We start from the raw sequence: 17479 nt of genomic DNA on the forward strand, positions 1-17479 counted from the left end.
CCCTTCGCCGCCCACACCCCGGCACCCCACCCGGGGCTGAACGCCATCGTCGAGTCCGGCTACGTCCCCAGGTAGCGCAGCACCGCCAGCACGCGCCGGCTGTAGCCCGCCGCAGCCGACAGGTCCAGCTTGTCGAAGATCGCGTTGATGTGCTTCTCCACCGCGCTCTGCGAGATGTGCAGCTGCCGCGCGATCGAGGCGTTGGCGTGCCCCGCCGCCATCGCCGCCAGCACCTCGCGCTCGCGGGCCGTCAGCCGCTTCAGCGGGTCGGCGTGGCTGCTGCGGGCCAGGAGCTGCCGCACCACCTCCGGGTCGAACGCCGTGCCGCCCGAGCCGACCCGCTCCAGCGCGTCGAGGAACTCGTCGACCTGCACGACGCGGTCCTTCAGCAGGTAGCCCACGCCCTCGGTCGCCGTCGTCAACAGCTCGGTGGCGTAGCGGCGTTCCACGTACTGCGAGAGCACCAGCACCCCGACGCCCGGCCAGCGGCGGCGGATCTCCAGCGCGGCGCGCAGCCCCTCGTCGGTGTGCGTGGGCGGCATCCGCACGTCCACCACGACGGCGTCCAGCGGCCTCGGCCCGGCCGCCGCCAGCGCGGCCAGCAGCGCCGGGGCGTCCCCGACCGAGGCGGCCACCTCGTGCCCCTCCTCCACCAGCAGGCGCTTCAGCCCTTCGCGCAGCAGCGTCGAGTCGTCGGCGAGCATCACGCGCACGGCAGCTCCGCGGTCACGACGGTGGGGCCCAGGGCGGGGCTGTCGACGCCGAACCGCCCGTCCAGCGCGGCCACGCGGCGGGCCAGCCCCAGCAGCCCGCCGCCCTCGGGATCGGCGCCGCCGCGGCCGTCGTCCGCCACGCGCACGACGAGGGTGACCCCCCGCCGCTCCGCGCTGACGTCGATCAGGCCGGCGCCGGAGTGCTTCACGGCGTTGGTGACGGCCTCGGCGGCGACGAAGTACGCCACCGCCTGCACGTCGGCCGGTGGCGGCGGTTCGCCCAGCCGGCAGGCGAGCCGCACCGGGATGCTGGTGCGTTCGGCGATCGTCTCCAGCGCCTGCGCGAGGCCGCCCTCGTCCAACGCCGCCGGGTAGACCCGCCAGGCGACCTCCCGCAGCTCCGACAGCGCCCGCTGCGACTCCTCGTGCGCCTGCCGCAGCAGCGCCGCCGCCTTCCCGGGATCGGCGGGCGCGGCGCGGCGGGCGCGACCCAGCAGCATGCCGAGGGCGACGAGCCGCTGCTGAACGCCGTCGTGCAGGTCGCGTTCGATGCGCCGCCGCTCCTGGTGCACGGCCGCGACCACCCCGGCGCGGCTGGCGGCCAGCTCGCCGATGCGGCGCTGGAGGGCCTGCCGCCCGCTGGGGCGCAGCAGGCGGCGGGCCAGCAGCTCGTCCAGCCGTGCCACGGCGTTGACGGCCGGGACGCACAGGAAGAAGAGGAAGACGCCGCTGGCGGCCGTGTACAGGACCTCGGCGACGTAGTCGACGGGAACGACGACCCACACCCACAGCGGGAGGGAGGCGTAGGCCACGCCCGCCAGGGCGCAGAACAGCACGACGCCGCCGAGCAGCCCGATGGGCCAGCGCAGCGCGAGGTACGCCAGGGGCCGGGCGCCGGGCGTCAGTGGCTCCTCCACGGGGTCCTCGCCGTACCAGGCGCGCATCCGGCGTCGCTCGACGCGGACCAGGCGGCGGGCGCCGGCGCGTGCCCGGGGCTCGGCCGCACCCCGGCCCGCCCGCCATCCCCGGGTGACCAGCAGCCACGGCCCGCCCACGGCGAGGTAGCCGAGCTCCGCGAGTGCGGCGAGGAAGCCGAGCAGGAGGCCCAGGGCGGTCCGGAGCCAGCGGGTCAGGAGGGCGCGCATCTCCGCCACGCTAGCCGAGCGGCGGCGCGGCCGGACTGCGGAAAACCGCAGGATGCGGCTGCGGCGGGCCGCAGCGGAGTGTGCGGCGGCCCTCATGTCGCGGGTGCGCGGGCGTTCCTACCGTCGTGGTCATGATCACGCTCATGACCACGGCCGCCTCCGGCGACGACGCGCACGCCCCGGCCGGCGGCGTCGCGGGCTGGGCCGCCGACCTGATGGACTCCCTCGGCGCGGTGGGCGCCGGGGTGGCGATCGCCCTGGAGAACCTCTTCCCACCGCTGCCGAGCGAGGTGATCCTGCCGCTGGCCGGATTCGCCGCGAGCCAGGGCAGGCTCAGCCTCCTGGCGGTGCTCGTCTGCACCACGGCCGGGTCGGTGCTCGGCGCCCTCGCGCTGTACGCCGTCGGCGCGCTGGTGGGCCGCGACCGCACGGTGGCGCTGGCCGCGCGGCTGCCGCTGGTGAAGGTGTCGGACGTGGAGCGGACCGAGGCGTGGTTCGCCCGTCACGGCACCAAGGCGGTCTTCCTCGGCCGCATGGTGCCGATCTTCCGCAGCATGATCTCGCTCCCGGCGGGCGTGGAGCGGATGCGGCTGCCCGCCTTCCTCGCCCTGACGACGGCGGGCAGCCTGCTGTGGAACGCCCTGTGGGTCGGCGCGGGCTATCAGCTCGGCGACCGGTGGCACCGGGTGTCCGACGTGGTGGGCACCTATTCCAAGGCCGTGCTGGCCGCCGCCGCCCTGGCCGTGGTCGGCTTCGCCGCGCTCCGCCTGCTGCGCGGCGGCCGGGGAGGCCACCGCGCCACGCGGCGGCCGTAGCCCTCTCAGCCGGGCAGCGTGATCTCTCGCCATCGGGCCCCGGCAGAATCCCGCGTACACCTCTCAGACGTGCGGCCGGTCCGGGGTGGTGGACACGAACTCTCCCGAGAGCCAAGCGAAAGCGACGTTCGCCTGCACCGCCTGCACCGCCTGCGGTCGTACCGAGCACGCCGATGTGAACGCGGCCCGCGTCATCAAGGCGGCGGGGCTCGCCGTCTCGGCCTGTGGAGACTTCGCCGCCGCGCGGTCTGCGCAGCAGGAACCCGTAGGCCGGGCGACCGGCCGAACCCGCGCGCGGCGCGCAGCGCTGCCCCTGGGAATCCCCCGCCTCCGACCGGGGAGGACACCAACAGGCCGTAAAGTACCGCTCCAGGCACGCTACGGAGGGGAAAGTACGGGGTATGGCTGAGGCGGCTGACGGACTGGCCGGGGTGGAGTCCTCGTCCGTCGTCCTCGTCGGCTGCCACGAGTACGCCACGCTCGAACCGCTCCCGGCCGTCGAGAACAACCTCAGAGGGCTGGCGCGGACCCTCACCGACCCCGAGGTGTGGGGCGTGTGGGAGGAGCGGGTGACCGTGCTGCGGCAGCCGGGCACCGACGCCGAGGTGCTGGACGCGCTGCGCGAGGCCGCCACGCGGGCCGAGGACACGCTGGTCGTCTACTACGCCGGCCACGGCCTGCTCGACCCCGTGGACCACGAGCTGTACCTGGCGCTGCCCGGCTCCCGCCTGACGGACCTTCACGTCGCCACGGCGCTCCGCTTCGACCTGGTGCGCCGCGTCTTCCTCGCCAGCCCGGCGTCGCGCAAGGTGCTGCTGCTGGACTGCTGCTACAGCGGCCGGGCCCTGGCAGGCGACATGGGCGCCGGCTCCGCGACCCTCGCCGCCCGCCTCCCGCAGATCGACGTGGCGGGCACCTGCCTGATCACCTCCTCCTCCGAGAACGTCACCGCCCTCGCCCCGCCCGGCGAGACGTACACGGCGTTCACCGGCGAGCTGCTGCGCACCCTGGAGCGGGGCGTTCCCGGCGCCGGCGAGCTGCTGGACATGCGGACGCTCTACGAGCACGTCTACGCCGAACTCCGCGCCCAGGCCCGCCCGTTACCGCAGCACCGCAGCCGCAACACCGCCGACCGGATCTGCATCGCCCGCAACCGCTCGGCGGGCCTGTCCCCCGGCGAGGCGGCCGTCGTCGAGCCGTTGGCCCTGGGCGCGGCGCTGGAGCTGCCGCCGCCCCCTCCGCCGCCGCCCGAGACCGCCGCCCGCGCCTCCCTCCGGTGGCCGCCGCCCGGCATGGCGGACGGCGTCCCGGACTGGAGCCGCACCCCCAGCAGGTGGAACAGCCTGTCCCTCCACGCCCCCGGCGTGCTGCTCGACCTGCGCCACCTCGTGGACGAGCTGCTGGCCGCCGCCGGTCCCGTCCCGGTGACCGTGCTCTCGGGCCCGCACGGCTCGGGCAAGACCGCGGCGCTGGAGCACGCCGCCGCCCACTGCGTCGCGCGCAAGGTGCCGCTGGCGCAGGCCGGCCGCCAGGTCCCTCCGGCCCGGGAGCCGGCGAACATCCGCCAGCTCCTCACCGCCATCAGCAAGCCCCTCGTCGCCGGCTTCATGCGCCCGCTGCCCGCGTTCGACCGGCTGAACATCGCGCTGAGCGCCGCCCTCGCCCGCGTCCCCGCCACGGGGCGCGCGGGCTCCGCCATGGCGCGGGAGCTGTTCGACCCCGGCGCCCGGCACGCGCAGCACAAGCGGGAGTTCCTGCCGTGGTTCTCCGGCGGGCTTCCCGGCGCCGCCTCCGCCGAGCCGCTGGACGTCCTGGTGGAGCTGAACGGCCGCCCCGACAGCCCGGCCGCCCGCCGCCTGCTGTGCCGGGCGTTCCTCGCCGACCTGCGCGCCTTTCACGCCGAACGCCGCAAGCGCTACGTGGTGCTGCTGGACAACGCCGACGCCCCGGTGCGCGCCGCGCTCCTCGACGAGCTGATACTCGCCTCCCGCGCCGAGCCCGGCGGCCTCGGCGGCCTGCTGGTCATCGCTGCCAGCAGCGCGGAGCTGGGCACCTGGAGCCGGACGGCGACGGTCGCCGACGCCCACGACAGGACCCCGCTCGCCCAGGCCGGCTACGCCGACACGTGGGCCGGGAGGGACTGGTACACGGTGGTCATGCGCGGCCTGTCCGAGGCGGAGTCCGCCCTCGTCTCCCGCCCCGACCTGCCGGTACGCCGCCTCGCCGGCGACCACTACGGCGGAACGCGGCTGCTGAGCCACTACCCGTACGGGGCCACCACCTCCACGCTCGCGCACTGGTTCGCCGACGACTCCTCCCGCCCCAACCGGGCCGACCGGGAGCTGCACTGGCTGCTGCGCGGCGACGTCACCGAGGCGGAGGTCCACACCCTCTCCCTCGTCGCGGGCGTGTGGGGACCCGACTTCCGCTGGAGCGACCTCAGCGACGAGGGCGGCGAACTCCTCCGCGGCGCCGGATCGCTGCGCGTGCGCCTGCGGCAGCGGCTGTGGGTGAAGGAGGAGGCGCACCCCGCGCTGCACCCCTGGCTGCACACCCTCCTGCTGCGCCGCCTCGCCGCCGACCGGGCCGGCCCGCCCCCGGACCCCGAGGGCCTGCCGGGTCCCGCCACGGCCGCCGCCAACGACGGCTGGACCTGGGCCCACACCGCCGGCCAGGAGATCGGCCGCCGCCGGCGCCACGCCATACGCCGCCTCTACCACGTCCTCGCCCTGGGCGACGTCCGCACCGTGGTGCGCCACCTGAGGGCCCGCTGGGAGCAGGACCCCTCGTCCGTGGCCTGGCTCGCCGAACTCGACCGCATCGCCGCCGCCCCCCAGCGCGTCATCGGCCACAACTCCTACGCCGAGCCCCACGCCACCCTCTCCACCATGACCGAGCCCGCCAACGCCCTCGACGAGCCCGACCGCACCCTCTGGCGCCTGGTCTGCGCCCGCACCCTGCTGGCGAGCCCCCTCCACGACCCCGCCGGCGAGCTGCGCCCCTTCGTCGCCGAGCAACTCCGCGAACTGGGCCGCCACACCCCGGGCGGCTACCGCGACTACTTCGACGAGGCCGAGCGCTACGACCGGCCCCGGGGCTAGGTTCGCCGTCGGCGCCGGAGGGCCTCAGCGCGACGAGGGTGACGAGGGCGGCTCGGCCTCGTTCGGGATCGCGCCCCCGAAACGCCGGTCGCGCGAGGCGTACTCCGCGCACGCGTCCCACAGGTTCCGCCGGTCGAAGTCGGGCCAGAGCACGTCCTGGTAGACCATCTCGGCGTAGGCGGACTGCCAGATCAGGTAGTTGGAGGTGCGCTGCTCGCCGGACGGCCGCAGGAAGAGGTCCACGTCCGGCATGTCGGGAAAGTACATGTAACGCGCCAGGACGCGCTCGTTGACCCGCGAGGCGTCCAGGCGCCCGGCCTGCACGTCGGCGGCCAGCCGCGCCGCCGCGTCGGCGATCTCCGCCCGCCCCCCGTAGTTGACGCACATGTACAGCGTCATCGCGTGGTTGTCCCGCGTCCGCTCCTCGGCGTACTGCAGCTTGCGGATCACCGAACGCCACAGCCGCGGCTCGCGCCCCGCCCAGCGGATGCGCACCCCCATGGCGTCCAGCTCCTCCGTGCGGCGGTCGATGACGTCGCGGTTGAAGCCCATCAGGAACCGCACCTCGTCCGGCGAGCGCCGCCAGTTCTCCGTGGAGAAGGCGTAGAGCGAGAGGTTGGGGATGCCCAGCTCCAGGCAGCCCTTGACGACGTCGAGCACCACCGCCTCGCCGACCTTGTGCCCCTCGGTCCGCGGCAGGCCGCGCTGCTTGGCCCAGCGGCCGTTGCCGTCCATCACGATCGCCACGTGGCGCGGGATCAGCTCGCCCGGCAGCTTCGGCGGCCGGGCGCCCGAGGGGTGCGGGTCCGGGGCGCGGTACTCGCGGCGCTCGGAACGCTGCCGGGACGTGCGAGAGAACGTGCCACGCCGGGCCATGGTGCTGCTCCATCTGGGTGGGGTGGGATCCTGCCGCCGAGCGTATCCCGGTCAGGTCTTCTCCACGAACCGCAGGGACCGCAGCCCCCGTTCCAGATGCCAGTGCAGGTACGCCGACACCAGGCCGCTGCCCTCGCGCACGTGCCGGGCCTCGGCGCCCTCGGCCGTCTCCCAGTCCCCCGTCAGCAGCGCCCCCAGCAGCCGCAACGCCTCCGGGGACGGCACGACGCTGCCCGGCACCCGGCAGTCGCCGCACGTCGCGCCGCCCGCCGCGACCGAGAAGAAGCGGTTCGGGCCCGGCAGGCCGCAGCGGGCGCAGTCGTCGAAGCTGGGCGCGTAGCCGCCGACGGCCAGCGAGCGCAGCAGGAACGCGTCCAGCACCAGGCCCGGGGCGTGCTCCCCGGCGGCGAGCGCGCGCAGGCCGCCGACGAGGAGCAGGTACTGCTGGACGTTCGGCTCGCCCTCGTGGTCGGTGAAGCGCTCCGCCGTCTCCAGCATCGCCGTGCCCACGGTGTAGCGGGCGTAGTCGTCGACGATGTTCCGGCCGTACGGGCGGATCGTCTCGGTCTGGGTGCACAGCGGCAGGCCGCGCCCGACGAGCTGGCTGCCGCGCGCGAAGAACTGCACGTCGACGTGGCTGAAGGGCTCAAGACGCGCCCCGAACTTCGACTTGGTGCGCCGCACCCCGCGCGCCACCGCCCGCACGCGGCCGTGCCCGCGCGTGAGCAGCGTGATGATCCGGTCCGCCTCCCCCAGCTTCTGGGTGCGCAGCACGATGCCGTCGTCCCGGAACAGACTCATGCGGTCATTCTCGCGTAGTAGAGCTCCCCGGGCTTGAGGTCGTCGGCGCCCGCGTAAAGCTCGCTGACGGTGACGAAGTCGTAGCCGTCGTCGGCGAGGGCGTCGAGGATGGCGGGCACGGCGGCCACGGTGGTGGCGTGGATGTCGTGCATGAGGACGATCGCGCCGGGCCGAACGCCGCCGAGCACGGCGTTGGTCACGTGCGCGGTGTCGCGGTACTTCCAGTCCTCGGTGTCGACGCTCCACAGGATCAGCGGCATGCCCATCCTCCTGCCCATGTCCCGCACGACGGCGTTGTGCGCGCCGTACGGGGGACGGAGGAGCCTCGGCGCCTCGGCGTCGCCGGTCGCGTCCCGGATCGCCTGCCCGGTGCGGTCGAGCTCGGCCCTGACCTCGCCGGGCGCGAGCCGGGTGAGGTCGGGGTGGCTCCAGGAGTGGTTGCCGATCTCGTGTCCCTCGTCGCGCTGGCGGCACACGAGCGCGGGCCGGGCGGCGGCGTTCCGCCCGACGTCGAAGAAGGTGGCGCGGGCGCGGCGCGCGGCGAGCTCGTCGAGGAGCCGACCGGTGTGGGGACCGGGGCCGTCGTCGAATGTCAGTGCGACAGGCTTCACAGCGGCGCAGTGTACGCGCCGCGTGCGCGCCGTGAACGCGCGTACGGCGTCCGCACCAGCCCGGCGAGGCGGTGACGCTGCCGCACGAGGGCGAACCATCAGCGGCCGGGGTGGGTGCTGTCGAGGACCCGGACGGCCACCGGCTCGTGCTGTGCGGGCGTACGTGGTCCAACGGTCACGGTCCGCGAGGCTAGCCCGCGCAGCCTGGGAGGAAGAGCCGCATGCGCGTCGGGTCCTCGGCCTCGACGGAGACCGGCCGGCCCCAGTGGGCGCTGAGGCGGTGCGCGACGGCGACCAGTCGGCGGCGATCCTCCGGCGTGTAGGCGGGGAAACGCGCCCAGCCCTGGTCCGCGATGGCGTTGCCGAGCTCGTTGAACAGCACGGCCTGGACGCGGCGTTCCTCCTCGTCGGTCAGCGGCGTGGGGGCGTCCGCCGCGGGCAGCGGCCTGAGGTTGTAGAGCTCTCGCGTCATGGGATCGAGGCTATCGGCGCCCGCGTGCGGGTGTGGTCGCGCGCGGTGGGCGCCGTGCGGGCGGTGACCACCATCACGGCGAGGCCGAGAAGCACGACCGCGGCGCCCACGTACAGCGGCGCGGTGTAGCCCAGGCCCGCGCTGATCGCCAGGCCGCCGAGCCAGGCGCCCAGCGCGTTGCCGACGTTGGACGCGGAGACGTTGGCGCTGGCGGCCAGCGGCGCGCCGCCGGCGGCGTCGGTGACGCGGGTGATCATGCCGGGGACGCTGGCGAAAAGCCGAAGACGCCCATCAGGAAGATCAGGACCACCGAGGCGACCCGTCCCTCGGCCAGCAGCCCGAACGCCGCGAGCGTGGCGGCGAGTCCCGCGAGGGACGCGATCAGCGTGCGGTCGCGGTCGCGGTCGGCCGCGCGGCCCCCGGCGACGTTGCCGATCACCAGGCCGCTGCCGTAGACGACGAGCAGCCAGGCGACGTCGGTCTCGGAGAAGCCGGTGACCTCGGTGAAGGTGTACGCGATGTAGCTGAACGCCCCGAACATGCCGCCGTAGCTGAGGGCGGTGGCGGCGAGGGTCAGCCAGACCTGCCGGGAGCGGAAGGCGCGCAGTTGGGGGCGCAGCCCGGCCGTCCGGTGCTCCTCGTCCACGGCGCCCGCCCAGGCCGGGACCCACACGGCGATGGCCGCCAGCGCCAGGACGCCGATCCCGGTGATCGCCCAGAACGTCGCGCGCCAGCCCCAGCGTTCGCCGACGAGGGCGCCGAAGGGCACGCCCAGCACGTTCGCGACCGTCAGCCCGGCGAACATCACCGCCACCGCGCGCGAGGCCCGCTCGGGCGGGACCAGGCGCCGGGCGACGAGCGAGCCGATGCCGAAGAAGGAGCCGTGGCACAGGGCAGCGACGATCCGGCCGAGCATCGCCATGGCGTACGTGGGCGCGACGGCGGACAGCAGGTTGCCGAGGACGAACAACGCCACCAGCCCGACGAGGACGGCCTTGCGGGGCATGCGGGTCGTGGCGGCGGTCAGCAGGATCGCGCCGATCGCGACGCTCAGGGCGTATCCGGAGATGAGCCATCCGGCCGCGGCCTCGGAGACGTCCAGGCTGTGGCTCACCTGGGGCAGCAGGCCCGCGATCACGAACTCGGTCAGGCCGATCCCGAAGCTGCCGAGGGCGAGCGCGACCAGGCCGGCTGGCATCCGCCGCGCGGCCCCGCCCTGTCCGATGTTCACGCAAACATCATGCGGGGCGGTCACGGTCCGCTGATCAGTGGCGTTGGTCACAGCGCCACTGATCCGGGCGGGGGGTTGGTAGACACCGCTAGGAGTTCGTTGAGGGGAAGAGGAGGACACGTGGCGGTGAGAGGGATGCGCGCCGCGCTCGCGGCGGGGCTCGGGCTGTTACTCGCCCTCGGCGGCGGCGCCGGGAGCGCGCAGGCCACGCCCGGCTCGGGCGTGACGGCGACCACGCTGGCCGAGTGGAGCGCGGGCGGGAAGGACTACGTCCTGCGGGAGATCACGGTGGCGCCCGGCGGGAGCACGGGGTGGCACTACCACGACGGGACGCTCTACGGGTGGGTCGCGAGCGGCACGCTGACGCACAACGCCGCCGACTGCTCGGTCGACGGCGTGTACGACGCGGGCGAGCTCGTCGTCGAGCCGGCCGGGGCCGGCAACGTCCACCTCGGGCGGAACCTGGGCTCGGCGCCCGTGGTGCTGGAGGTGCTGTACGTCCTGCCGGACGGCGCGCCGCTGGGGAACGACGCGCCGGATCCGGGGTGCGGATTCGGCTGACGCCCAAGCCGGTCAAGGCGATGGTCGATCCGGGCGGTGCCGGGATCGGGAGGATGACCGCTGGCAGCCGTCAGCCGGGGGCGGGGGCTGGGCCGCCCGGCGTGACCAGGCCCGACTCGTAGGCGGTGATGACGAGTTGGGCCCGGTCGCGGGCGGCGAGCTTGCCCATGATGCGGCTGACGTGCGTCTTGGCCGTCAGCGGCGAGAGGCCGAGGGTCTCGGCGATCTCGGCGTTGTTCAGGCCGCGGGCGACGAGGGTGAGGACCTGGCGTTCGCGCTCGGAGAGGGTGGCCAGGGCGGGCGGGGTGGCGTCGGCGGGCGGGGGCGTGGGGGCGCGCAGGGCGCGGGCGATGAGGCGGGCCGTGGGGCCCGGGGAGAGCAGGGCCTCGCCCGCGGCCACGGTGCGGATGGCGTCGAGGAGTTCGGCGGGCCTGGTGTCCTTGACCAGGAAGCCGGAGGCGCCGGCGCGCAGCGCCTCCACGACGTGCTCGTCGGTGTCGTACGTGGTCAGCACCAGGACCCGCACCCCGGCCAGGTCCTCGTCGGCGGCGATGCGGCGGGTGGCCTCGATGCCGTCGAGGTCGGGCATGCGGATGTCCATGACGATGAGGTCGGCGCGGGTGGTGCGGGCGAGCTCGACGGCCTCGCGGCCGGTGCCGGCCTGGCCGACGACGGCCATGCCGGGGGCGGACTCGACGAGCATGGCGAAGGCGGAGCGGACCAGGGTCTGGTCGTCGGCGAGGAGGACTCTGATGTCGGTGTCGGTCATGCCTGCTCTTCGATCTCCTCAGTCTCCTGAGGCTCCTGAGTCTCCTCGGTTTCCTCGGTTTCCTCGATGGCGGCGACGGCGGGGAGTTGGGCGGTGACGGCGAAGCCGGGGGCGTCGTCGCGCGGGGCGGCGGTGAGGGTGCCGCCGATGCTGCGGGCGCGTTCGCGCATGCCGGTGATGCCGAAGCCGGGCTCGGCGTTGGAGACGGCGCCCGTGCCGTCGTCGACGATGCGGAGGTGGAGCGCGGCGCCCTGCCGGCGTATCGACACGTCGATGATGACGTCGGGCCCGGCGTGGCGGACGGCGTTGGTCAGCGCCTCCTGCACGATGCGGTACGCCGCCGCGCCGGTGACCGGCGGGACCGGGCCGGTAGCGGGGTCCAGGGACAGCGTCACCTTGGCGCCGGCGGCCTCGGACGCGCGGACCAGGCCGGGGATGCCGTCGAGGTCGGGCAGCGGGTCGTGGGCGCCGCCGTCGGGTTCGTCGCCGCGCAGCACCTGGAGGGTGGTGCGCAGCTCGGCGCGGGCGTCGCGGCAGGTCTCGGCGATGCTGTCCAACGCCTCGGCGAGGGCGGCGCGGTCGAGGCGTTCGGGGTCGGCGATGAGGATGTGGGAGGCGACGGAGGTCCGTACGCCGATGAGGGTGATGCTGTGGGCGAGCAGGTCGTGCAGGTCGCGGGCGATGCGCAGGCGTTCCTCGGCGACGCGGCGCGCGGCCTCCTCCTCGCGGGTGCGTTCGGCCCGCTCGGCGCGCTCGCGGATGGCGGCGATGTACTGGCCGTGCCAGCGCACGGCCTCGCCGAGCACGATGGAGAGCAGCACCCAGCCGGAGATCCGCAGCACCTCCACGCCGCTCCCGGCGTCCTGGGTGATGAAGACGAGGGCGACGGAGGCCATGACCCCGCAGGCCAGCGCCATGCTGCGCCGCATCGGACCGACGGCGGCAACCGAGAAGAGGGCGAGCCCCGTGGCCAGCAGCGGTGCGATGTGGGAGTAGTCGAGCAGGTGGTAGAGCAGCACGACGCAGAAGTGCGCGGCGAGCACCGTCAGCGGCCTGCGGCGTCGCCAGCGCAGGGGCAGCACCGCGCCCGCGAGCAGGAGCCAGCCGGTCAGGTCCAGCTCCCTGCCGACCGGCTCGGCGACGACCGCCTCCAGCGCGCAGAACGCGCCGACCACGGCGGCGATGATCGTGTCGCGCCGCAGGACACGGGCCCCCCGTTCGCCCGTGTCCTGCGGTCGTATGAGTGCCCTCACCATCCCGCCATCATCGGGTACCGGCATCCGGCTTGCGGGAGAGGGGGCCGGGCGACCACACGCGGCGGCCCAGCAGCCAGCTCGCGGCGGTGACGATGTAGGTGCGGACCAGGAAGGTGTCGAGCAGCACGCCGACCGCGACGACGAAGCCGATCTCGATCATGATCACCATGGGCATCGACATCAGCACCGCGAAGGTGGCCGCCAGCACGATCCCGGCGGAGGCGATGACGCCGCCCGTGGTGCGCAGCGCGGTGAGCGCCGCCTGGCGCGTCTCCATTCCGTTCAGGTTCTCCTCGCGCATCCGGTGCATCAGGAAGATGCCGTAGTCCACGCCGAGGGCTACGCCGAAGACGAAGGTGATCAAGGCCATCGACTGGTCGATGCCCTCGAAGCCGAAGACGTCGGAGAACAGCAGGCCGCCCAGGCCCATGGCCGCGCCCCAGGAGGCGACGACGGCGGCGAGCAGGATCACCGGGGCGGTGACGCTGCGCAGCAGGGCTATGAGGATCAGCAGCACGGCGCCGAGGACGAGGGGGATGACGAGCATCCGGTCGTCGGTGTTGGTGCTGGCGAGGTCCATCTGCTGGGCCGTGGAACCGCCGACCAGCGCCTGGGCGCCGTCGACGGCGGCCAGGTCCTCGCGCAGCGCCTCGATGGTCGCCTTCTCGCCGTCGGACTCGGGCGGGTCGGCGGCGAAGACGTTGATCTCGGTCCAGCCGTCGGCGCTGCGGGCCGTCTGGACGTCGGCGACGCCCTCGTGGGCGCGGGCGGCGTCGAGGACGGCGTCGGCGTGGTCGCTGCGCGCCATGACCGCGATGGGCTGGGCGCTCTGCTCCGGGTACGCCTCGGCCAGGTGCTCCAGGGCGGTGATGGACTCGGGGGTGTCGACGAAGGTGTCCTCGCTGCTGATCGTGCCGGGCATGTTGAGGTTGCCCAGGGCCAGCGCGCCCATCAGCGCGACGCCGCCGGCGAGGATGGCGACGGGGCGGCGGGTGATCGTGCCGCCCACACGCGCGAAGTAGCCGCGCTTGGCCTCGATGCCCTCGCTGCCGTAGGCGGGGATGAAGGGCCAGAACACGCGCCGTCCGCACAGCACCAGCACGGCCGGAAGCAGGGTCATCATCACCACCAGCGAGCAGACGATGCCCGCGACGCCGACCGGGCCGAGGCCGGCGGTGCTGTTGAGGTCGGCGGCCATGAGGCAGAGGAGGCCGGCGGAGACGGTCGCGGCGGAGGCCAGCAGCGCCGGGCCGCAGCCGCGGACGGCGCGGAGCATCGCGTCGTAGGGGCGCTCGTGGCGGCGCAGCTCCTCGCGGTAGCGGGCGACCAGGAGCAGGGCGTAGTCGGTGCCGGCGCCGAAGATCAGCACGCTCATGACCGCGCTGTTCATGCCGTTGACGGTGACGTCGAACATCTCGACCAGGCCGTAGACCAGCGCCCTGGAGGCCATGACGGCGACGCCGACGCAGATGAGGGGGAGCAGCCACAGCATGGGGCTGCGGTAGGTGAGGATCAGGAGGATCGCGACGATGGCGGCGGTGGTCATCATCAGGGTGCCGTCGATGGAGGAGAAGACCTCGTCGTTGTCCAGTTCCAGGCCGCCGTAGCCGCCGACCAGCACGTTCAGGCCGTCGGGGAGGCCCTCGGCGACGCGCTCGCGGATGTCGCCGACGGCCTCGAGGCGCTCCTCCTGATTGGCGAGCCCGCCGATGACGACCGGGTACATCTCGGTGGTGCCGTCGGCGGAGGGGATGCCCTGCGGGGGCGCGTCCCCGGTGAGCTCGTAGGTGGCGGCGATGTCGGCGACCTGGGCGCGGGCCGCCTGGCGGTCGGCGTCGGTGAGGCCGTCGTCGCGCTCGTAGACCAGGATCAGCTCGGCGGCCTCGCCGCCGGGGAGGCGCTTCTCCAGCTCCACGACCTGGGTCGAGTCGGCGCTCTCGGGCAGGTAGTCGACGGTCTCGTTGGTCTGGACGTCCTCCAGCTTGCCGCCGAGGGGCCCGGCGATGGCGAGCACGCCGACCCAGACGGCGAGGATCCCCCACAGTATGGCCCGGCGGCGGCCGGGCGGGGGTGCGGGTGGGCGTTCGGGCGGGGGAGCCTGGCGGCCCGGCCCGGTCTCGACGGTTACGGCTCCCATGTGGGGCTCCTTTGTCGTCTTCCGAGAATCGTGATCCCAGGCTCCCGTCCGGGAAGGGCCGGTTCGTCGGCCGCCGGAGCGAACTCGGCGTTACTGCGGGCGGCGGTGCGGGAGGGGCGTTACTCCCCGGGGAGTACACCCGTGGGGGCGGCCGGGGCCGCGGCCGTGCAGGCCCATGCGGCGTCTCGCATGGTGATACGGGGGCGGCGGGGCGGGCGGGACGCGGGGTAGGGTGTGCGGGCGATGCGTTTCGGGATCCTGCTCCTTAGCCGCCGCGGCGAGGGTCTGTAGTCACCAGGCCGACCCCCTCCCCGCGGAGTTCGGCGCTGCCGTCGGCCCAGTCACGACAGACCAGACCGACAGCCACCGAAGGCGAGGAGACCCAGACGCCATGAATACGCCCGCGCGCCCCACCGCCCCCACCCCGCAGACCGCCGCCACCGTGCGCCAGCGGCCCTCCGGAATGCCGGTCCACCGGTACCGGCCCTTCGAGGCGGTGGACATCCCCGACCGCACCTGGCCCGGCCAGCGCGTCACCAAGGCCCCCCGCTGGCTGTCCACCGACCTGCGCGACGGCAACCAGGCCCTGATCGACCCGATGTCGCCGGCCCGCAAGCGCGCCATGTTCGACCTGCTGGTACGCATGGGCTACAAGGAGATCGAGGTCGGCTTCCCCTCGTCCGGGCAGACGGACTTCGACTTCGTGCGCTCCATCATCGAGGAGGGCGCGATCCCGGAGGACGTGACGATCTCGGTGCTGACGCAGGCGCGCGAGGAGCTGATCGAGCGGACGGTGGAGTCCATCGTCGGCGCCCCCCGGGCCACGGTGCACCTGTACAACGCCACGGCGCCGACCTTCCGCCGCGTGGTGTTCCGGGGCGGCCGGGCGGAGGTCAGGCAGATCGCGGTGGACGGCACCCGGATGGTGATGAAGTGCGCCGAGAAGCTGCTGGATGACCGGACCGTCCTCGGCTACCAGTACAGCCCGGAGATCTTCACCGACACCGAGCTGGACTTCGCGCTGGAGGTCTGCGAGGGCGTGATGGACGTCTGGCAGCCGGGCGAGGGCCGCGAGATCATCCTCAACCTGCCGGCGACGGTGGAGCGTTCCACGCCGTCCACGCACGCCGACCGGTTCGAGTGGATGGGGCGCAACCTGTCGCGGCGGGAGTTCGTGTGCCTGTCGGTGCACCCGCACAACGACCGGGGCACGGCCGTGGCCGCGGCCGAGCTGGCGCTGATGGCCGGGGCCGACCGGGTGGAGGGCTGCCTGTTCGGGCAGGGCGAGCGGACCGGCAACGTCGACCTGGTGACGCTGGGGATGAACCTCTTCTCCCAGGGCATCGACCCGATGATCGACTTCTCGGACATCGACGAGATCCGCCGCACCTGGGAGTACTGCAACCAGATGGAGGTACACCCCCGCCACCCGTACGTGGGCGACCTCGTCTACACGGCGTTCTCCGGCTCCCACCAGGACGCCATCAAGAAGGGCTTCGAGGCCATGGAGGCCGAGGCCGCCGGGCGCGGGGTGCCGGTGGAGGAGCTGACCTGGGACGTGCCCTACCTGCCGATCGACCCCAAGGACGTCGGCCGCTCCTACGAGGCGGTCATCCGCGTCAACTCCCAGTCGGGCAAGGGCGGCGTGGCGTACGTGCTGAAGACCGAGCACCACCTGGACCTGCCGCGGCGGATGCAGGTGGAGTTCTCCCGGATCATCCAGGAGAAGACGGACGCGGAGGGCGGCGAGATCACGCCCGGGCAGATCTGGCGGGCGTTCGAGGACGAGTACCTGCCGACGGGCGCCCCCGGCGAGGGCTGGGGGCGGATCGCGCTGCGGGAGGCACAGGCCTCCACGACGGTCGACGGCAAGGACGAGCTGACGGTCGAGGCCGTGGTGGACGGCGCCGAGGTGCCGCTGCGGGGCACGGGGAACGGGCCGCTGGCGGCGTTCTTCGACGCGCTGGAGGCGGCGGGCGTGGTCGGCGAGGAGGTGCGGCTCCTGGACTACGTCGAGCACACGATGAGCGAGGGCGCCGGATCGAAGGCGGCGGCGTACATCGAGTGCGCGGTCGGGGACCGGGTGCTGTGGGGCGTCGGCATCGACGGCAACATCGTGCGGGCCTCCCTGAAGGCCGTGGTCTCGGCCGTCAACCGCGCGGCGCGGCGTTAGGGAGGTGGGCTGTCCGGCCCCGGGAGTTTGCCGCGCTTTGTACTGACGCACTACTGACGCCGCCGGGGAAGTGTGGTTAACATCACGCCCACGGCAAGGTGGCCAGTGGATGACGGAGGTACGGCGTGGTGCGCTCCAGGGGCCGGGGCGGCTTCAGGCCAGGGTTTCTGTCGAAGGCAGCGGGCGTCCGTACGGCGTGGCGCGCCATCGACGACGGCGAGTTCTTCTGTTCGGGCTGCGGCGGGGACCGCAGCTACCAGCTTCTGGCGGGCAGGCGGCGGCTGACCGTGCTGGGCGTTCCGGTGCTGCCGCGCGGCCCGGCCGATCCGGTGGTGGAGTGCGCCTCGTGCCACGGCCACTTCCCGGTGGTGGACCTGGAGCGGCCGACGACGACGCGACTGGCCGGGCTGCTGCGGGACGCGGTGCACACCATCGCGCTTGCGGTGCTCGGCGTCGGCGGGGGCGAGCGGGTCACGGCGCGCCGCGCGGCGGTGGCGTCGGTGCGGGCCGCGGGCTTCCCCGACTGCACGGAGGAGCGGCTGCTGACGCTGCAGGCCGCGCTGTGGGCGGGGAACGGCTCCGCCGCGACGCGCAGGCTGGACCCGGAGTCGTGGGAGGTGCTGAGCGCGCTGGCGCCGCACCTGGCGGAGCCGGGCCGGGAGGGCCTGCTGCTGCACGGGGCGCGCGTGGCCTTAGCGGACGGGCCGTACCGGCCGGGCGAGCGCGAGGTGCTGGCGGCGATCGGCGCGGCGCTGCGGCTGCCTCCAGCGGAGACGCGCCGCGTTCTTGTCGCGGCCGCGACGGCGAGCGGCGCGTAG

Annotated in this window: 15 protein-coding genes and 1 pseudogene; 6 read left to right on the plus strand and 10 right to left on the minus strand. The window is 74.1% G+C overall.

What is annotated here, in order from left to right; translation table 11 throughout:
* Positions 1–59: 59 nt before the first annotated feature.
* Both ACTWQH_RS31270 and ACTWQH_RS31275 read right to left on the minus strand, forming a co-directional pair.
* A complete protein-coding gene (locus ACTWQH_RS31270) occupies positions 60–704 on the minus strand; it encodes a LuxR C-terminal-related transcriptional regulator (RefSeq protein ID WP_443290199.1) in 645 nt (214 codons plus the stop codon).
* Positions 704–1858 (minus strand): sensor histidine kinase, encoded by a 1155-nt coding sequence (locus tag ACTWQH_RS31275; RefSeq protein WP_443290187.1) that lies wholly within the window; start codon positions 1856–1858, stop codon positions 704–706. The genes ACTWQH_RS31270 and ACTWQH_RS31275 overlap by 1 nt, the downstream gene beginning before the upstream one ends.
* A gap of 131 nt (positions 1859–1989) precedes the next feature.
* Here ACTWQH_RS31275 and ACTWQH_RS31280 point away from each other — a divergent pair, with 131 nt between their 5' ends.
* Genes ACTWQH_RS31280 through ACTWQH_RS31290 form a run of 3 tightly spaced genes read left to right on the plus strand, consistent with a single transcriptional unit; the run spans position 1990 to position 5774 of the window.
* A complete protein-coding gene (locus tag ACTWQH_RS31280) occupies positions 1990–2673 on the plus strand; it encodes a DedA family protein (protein ID WP_443290188.1) in 684 nt (227 codons plus the stop codon).
* A 31-nt stretch (positions 2674–2704) separates the two neighbouring features.
* Positions 2705–3082: a zinc ribbon domain-containing protein gene (locus ACTWQH_RS31285; RefSeq protein WP_443290200.1), complete on the plus strand. Its 378-nt coding sequence runs from the start codon at positions 2705–2707 to the stop codon at positions 3080–3082.
* On the plus strand, positions 3075–5774 hold the full coding sequence (locus ACTWQH_RS31290; protein WP_443290189.1) for a caspase, EACC1-associated type: 2700 nt from the start codon (positions 3075–3077) through the stop codon (positions 5772–5774). Before ACTWQH_RS31285 ends, ACTWQH_RS31290 begins: the two co-directional genes overlap by 8 nt.
* A gap of 24 nt (positions 5775–5798) precedes the next feature.
* Here the strand turns inward: ACTWQH_RS31290 and ACTWQH_RS31295 are convergent, their stop codons facing one another.
* From ACTWQH_RS31295 to ACTWQH_RS31315, 5 genes and pseudogenes are all read right to left on the minus strand, one after another.
* On the minus strand, positions 5799–6650 hold the full coding sequence (locus ACTWQH_RS31295) for an isoprenyl transferase (RefSeq protein WP_443290190.1): 852 nt from the start codon (positions 6648–6650) through the stop codon (positions 5799–5801).
* Between the two features lie 51 nt (positions 6651–6701).
* A complete protein-coding gene (gene recO / locus ACTWQH_RS31300; RefSeq protein WP_443290191.1) occupies positions 6702–7451 on the minus strand; it encodes a DNA repair protein RecO in 750 nt (249 codons plus the stop codon).
* Positions 7448–8062 carry a polysaccharide deacetylase family protein gene (locus ACTWQH_RS31305; RefSeq protein ID WP_443290192.1) on the minus strand — a complete coding sequence of 205 codons (615 nt, stop codon included), beginning with the start codon at positions 8060–8062 and terminating at the stop codon, positions 7448–7450. The genes recO and ACTWQH_RS31305 overlap by 4 nt, the downstream gene beginning before the upstream one ends.
* Before the next feature lie 190 nt (positions 8063–8252).
* Positions 8253–8534 (minus strand): hypothetical protein, encoded by a 282-nt coding sequence (locus tag ACTWQH_RS31310; RefSeq protein ID WP_443290193.1) that lies wholly within the window; start codon positions 8532–8534, stop codon positions 8253–8255.
* Positions 8531–9732, minus strand: a pseudogene (locus ACTWQH_RS31315) (MFS transporter). Before ACTWQH_RS31315 ends, ACTWQH_RS31310 begins: the two are co-directional and overlap by 4 nt.
* Positions 9733–9900: 168 nt before the next feature.
* On the opposite strand from ACTWQH_RS31315, the gene ACTWQH_RS31320 reads away from it, so the two are divergent.
* A complete protein-coding gene (locus ACTWQH_RS31320; RefSeq protein ID WP_443290201.1) occupies positions 9901–10326 on the plus strand; it encodes a cupin domain-containing protein in 426 nt (141 codons plus the stop codon).
* A 70-nt stretch (positions 10327–10396) separates the two neighbouring features.
* On the opposite strand, the gene ACTWQH_RS31325 is transcribed toward ACTWQH_RS31320, so the two are convergent.
* From ACTWQH_RS31325 to ACTWQH_RS31335, 3 genes are read right to left on the minus strand one after another with little or no spacing between them, the layout of a single operon-like run.
* Positions 10397–11095, minus strand: a complete 699-nt coding sequence (locus tag ACTWQH_RS31325) for a response regulator (protein ID WP_443290194.1) — start codon at positions 11093–11095, stop codon at positions 10397–10399.
* Positions 11092–12351, minus strand: a complete 1260-nt coding sequence (locus tag ACTWQH_RS31330) for a sensor histidine kinase (RefSeq protein WP_443290195.1) — start codon at positions 12349–12351, stop codon at positions 11092–11094. Before ACTWQH_RS31330 ends, ACTWQH_RS31325 begins: the two co-directional genes overlap by 4 nt.
* A gap of 7 nt (positions 12352–12358) precedes the next feature.
* Positions 12359–14488 (minus strand): MMPL family transporter, encoded by a 2130-nt coding sequence (locus tag ACTWQH_RS31335; RefSeq protein WP_443290196.1) that lies wholly within the window; start codon positions 14486–14488, stop codon positions 12359–12361.
* A 391-nt stretch (positions 14489–14879) separates the two neighbouring features.
* Between ACTWQH_RS31335 and leuA the strand changes: the two genes are divergently transcribed.
* Both leuA and ACTWQH_RS31345 read left to right on the plus strand, forming a co-directional pair.
* Positions 14880–16661 carry a 2-isopropylmalate synthase gene (leuA, locus tag ACTWQH_RS31340; protein WP_443290197.1) on the plus strand — a complete coding sequence of 594 codons (1782 nt, stop codon included), beginning with the start codon at positions 14880–14882 and terminating at the stop codon, positions 16659–16661.
* Positions 16662–16786: 125 nt separating this feature from the next.
* Complete coding sequence (locus ACTWQH_RS31345; RefSeq protein WP_443290198.1) at positions 16787–17479, plus strand: TerB family tellurite resistance protein; 693 nt, start codon at positions 16787–16789, stop codon at positions 17477–17479.

The organism is Streptomyces sp. 6N223 (assembly GCF_052246635.1).
In the GTDB taxonomy this organism is placed as follows: Bacteria; Actinomycetota; Actinomycetes; order Streptomycetales; family Streptomycetaceae; genus Streptomyces.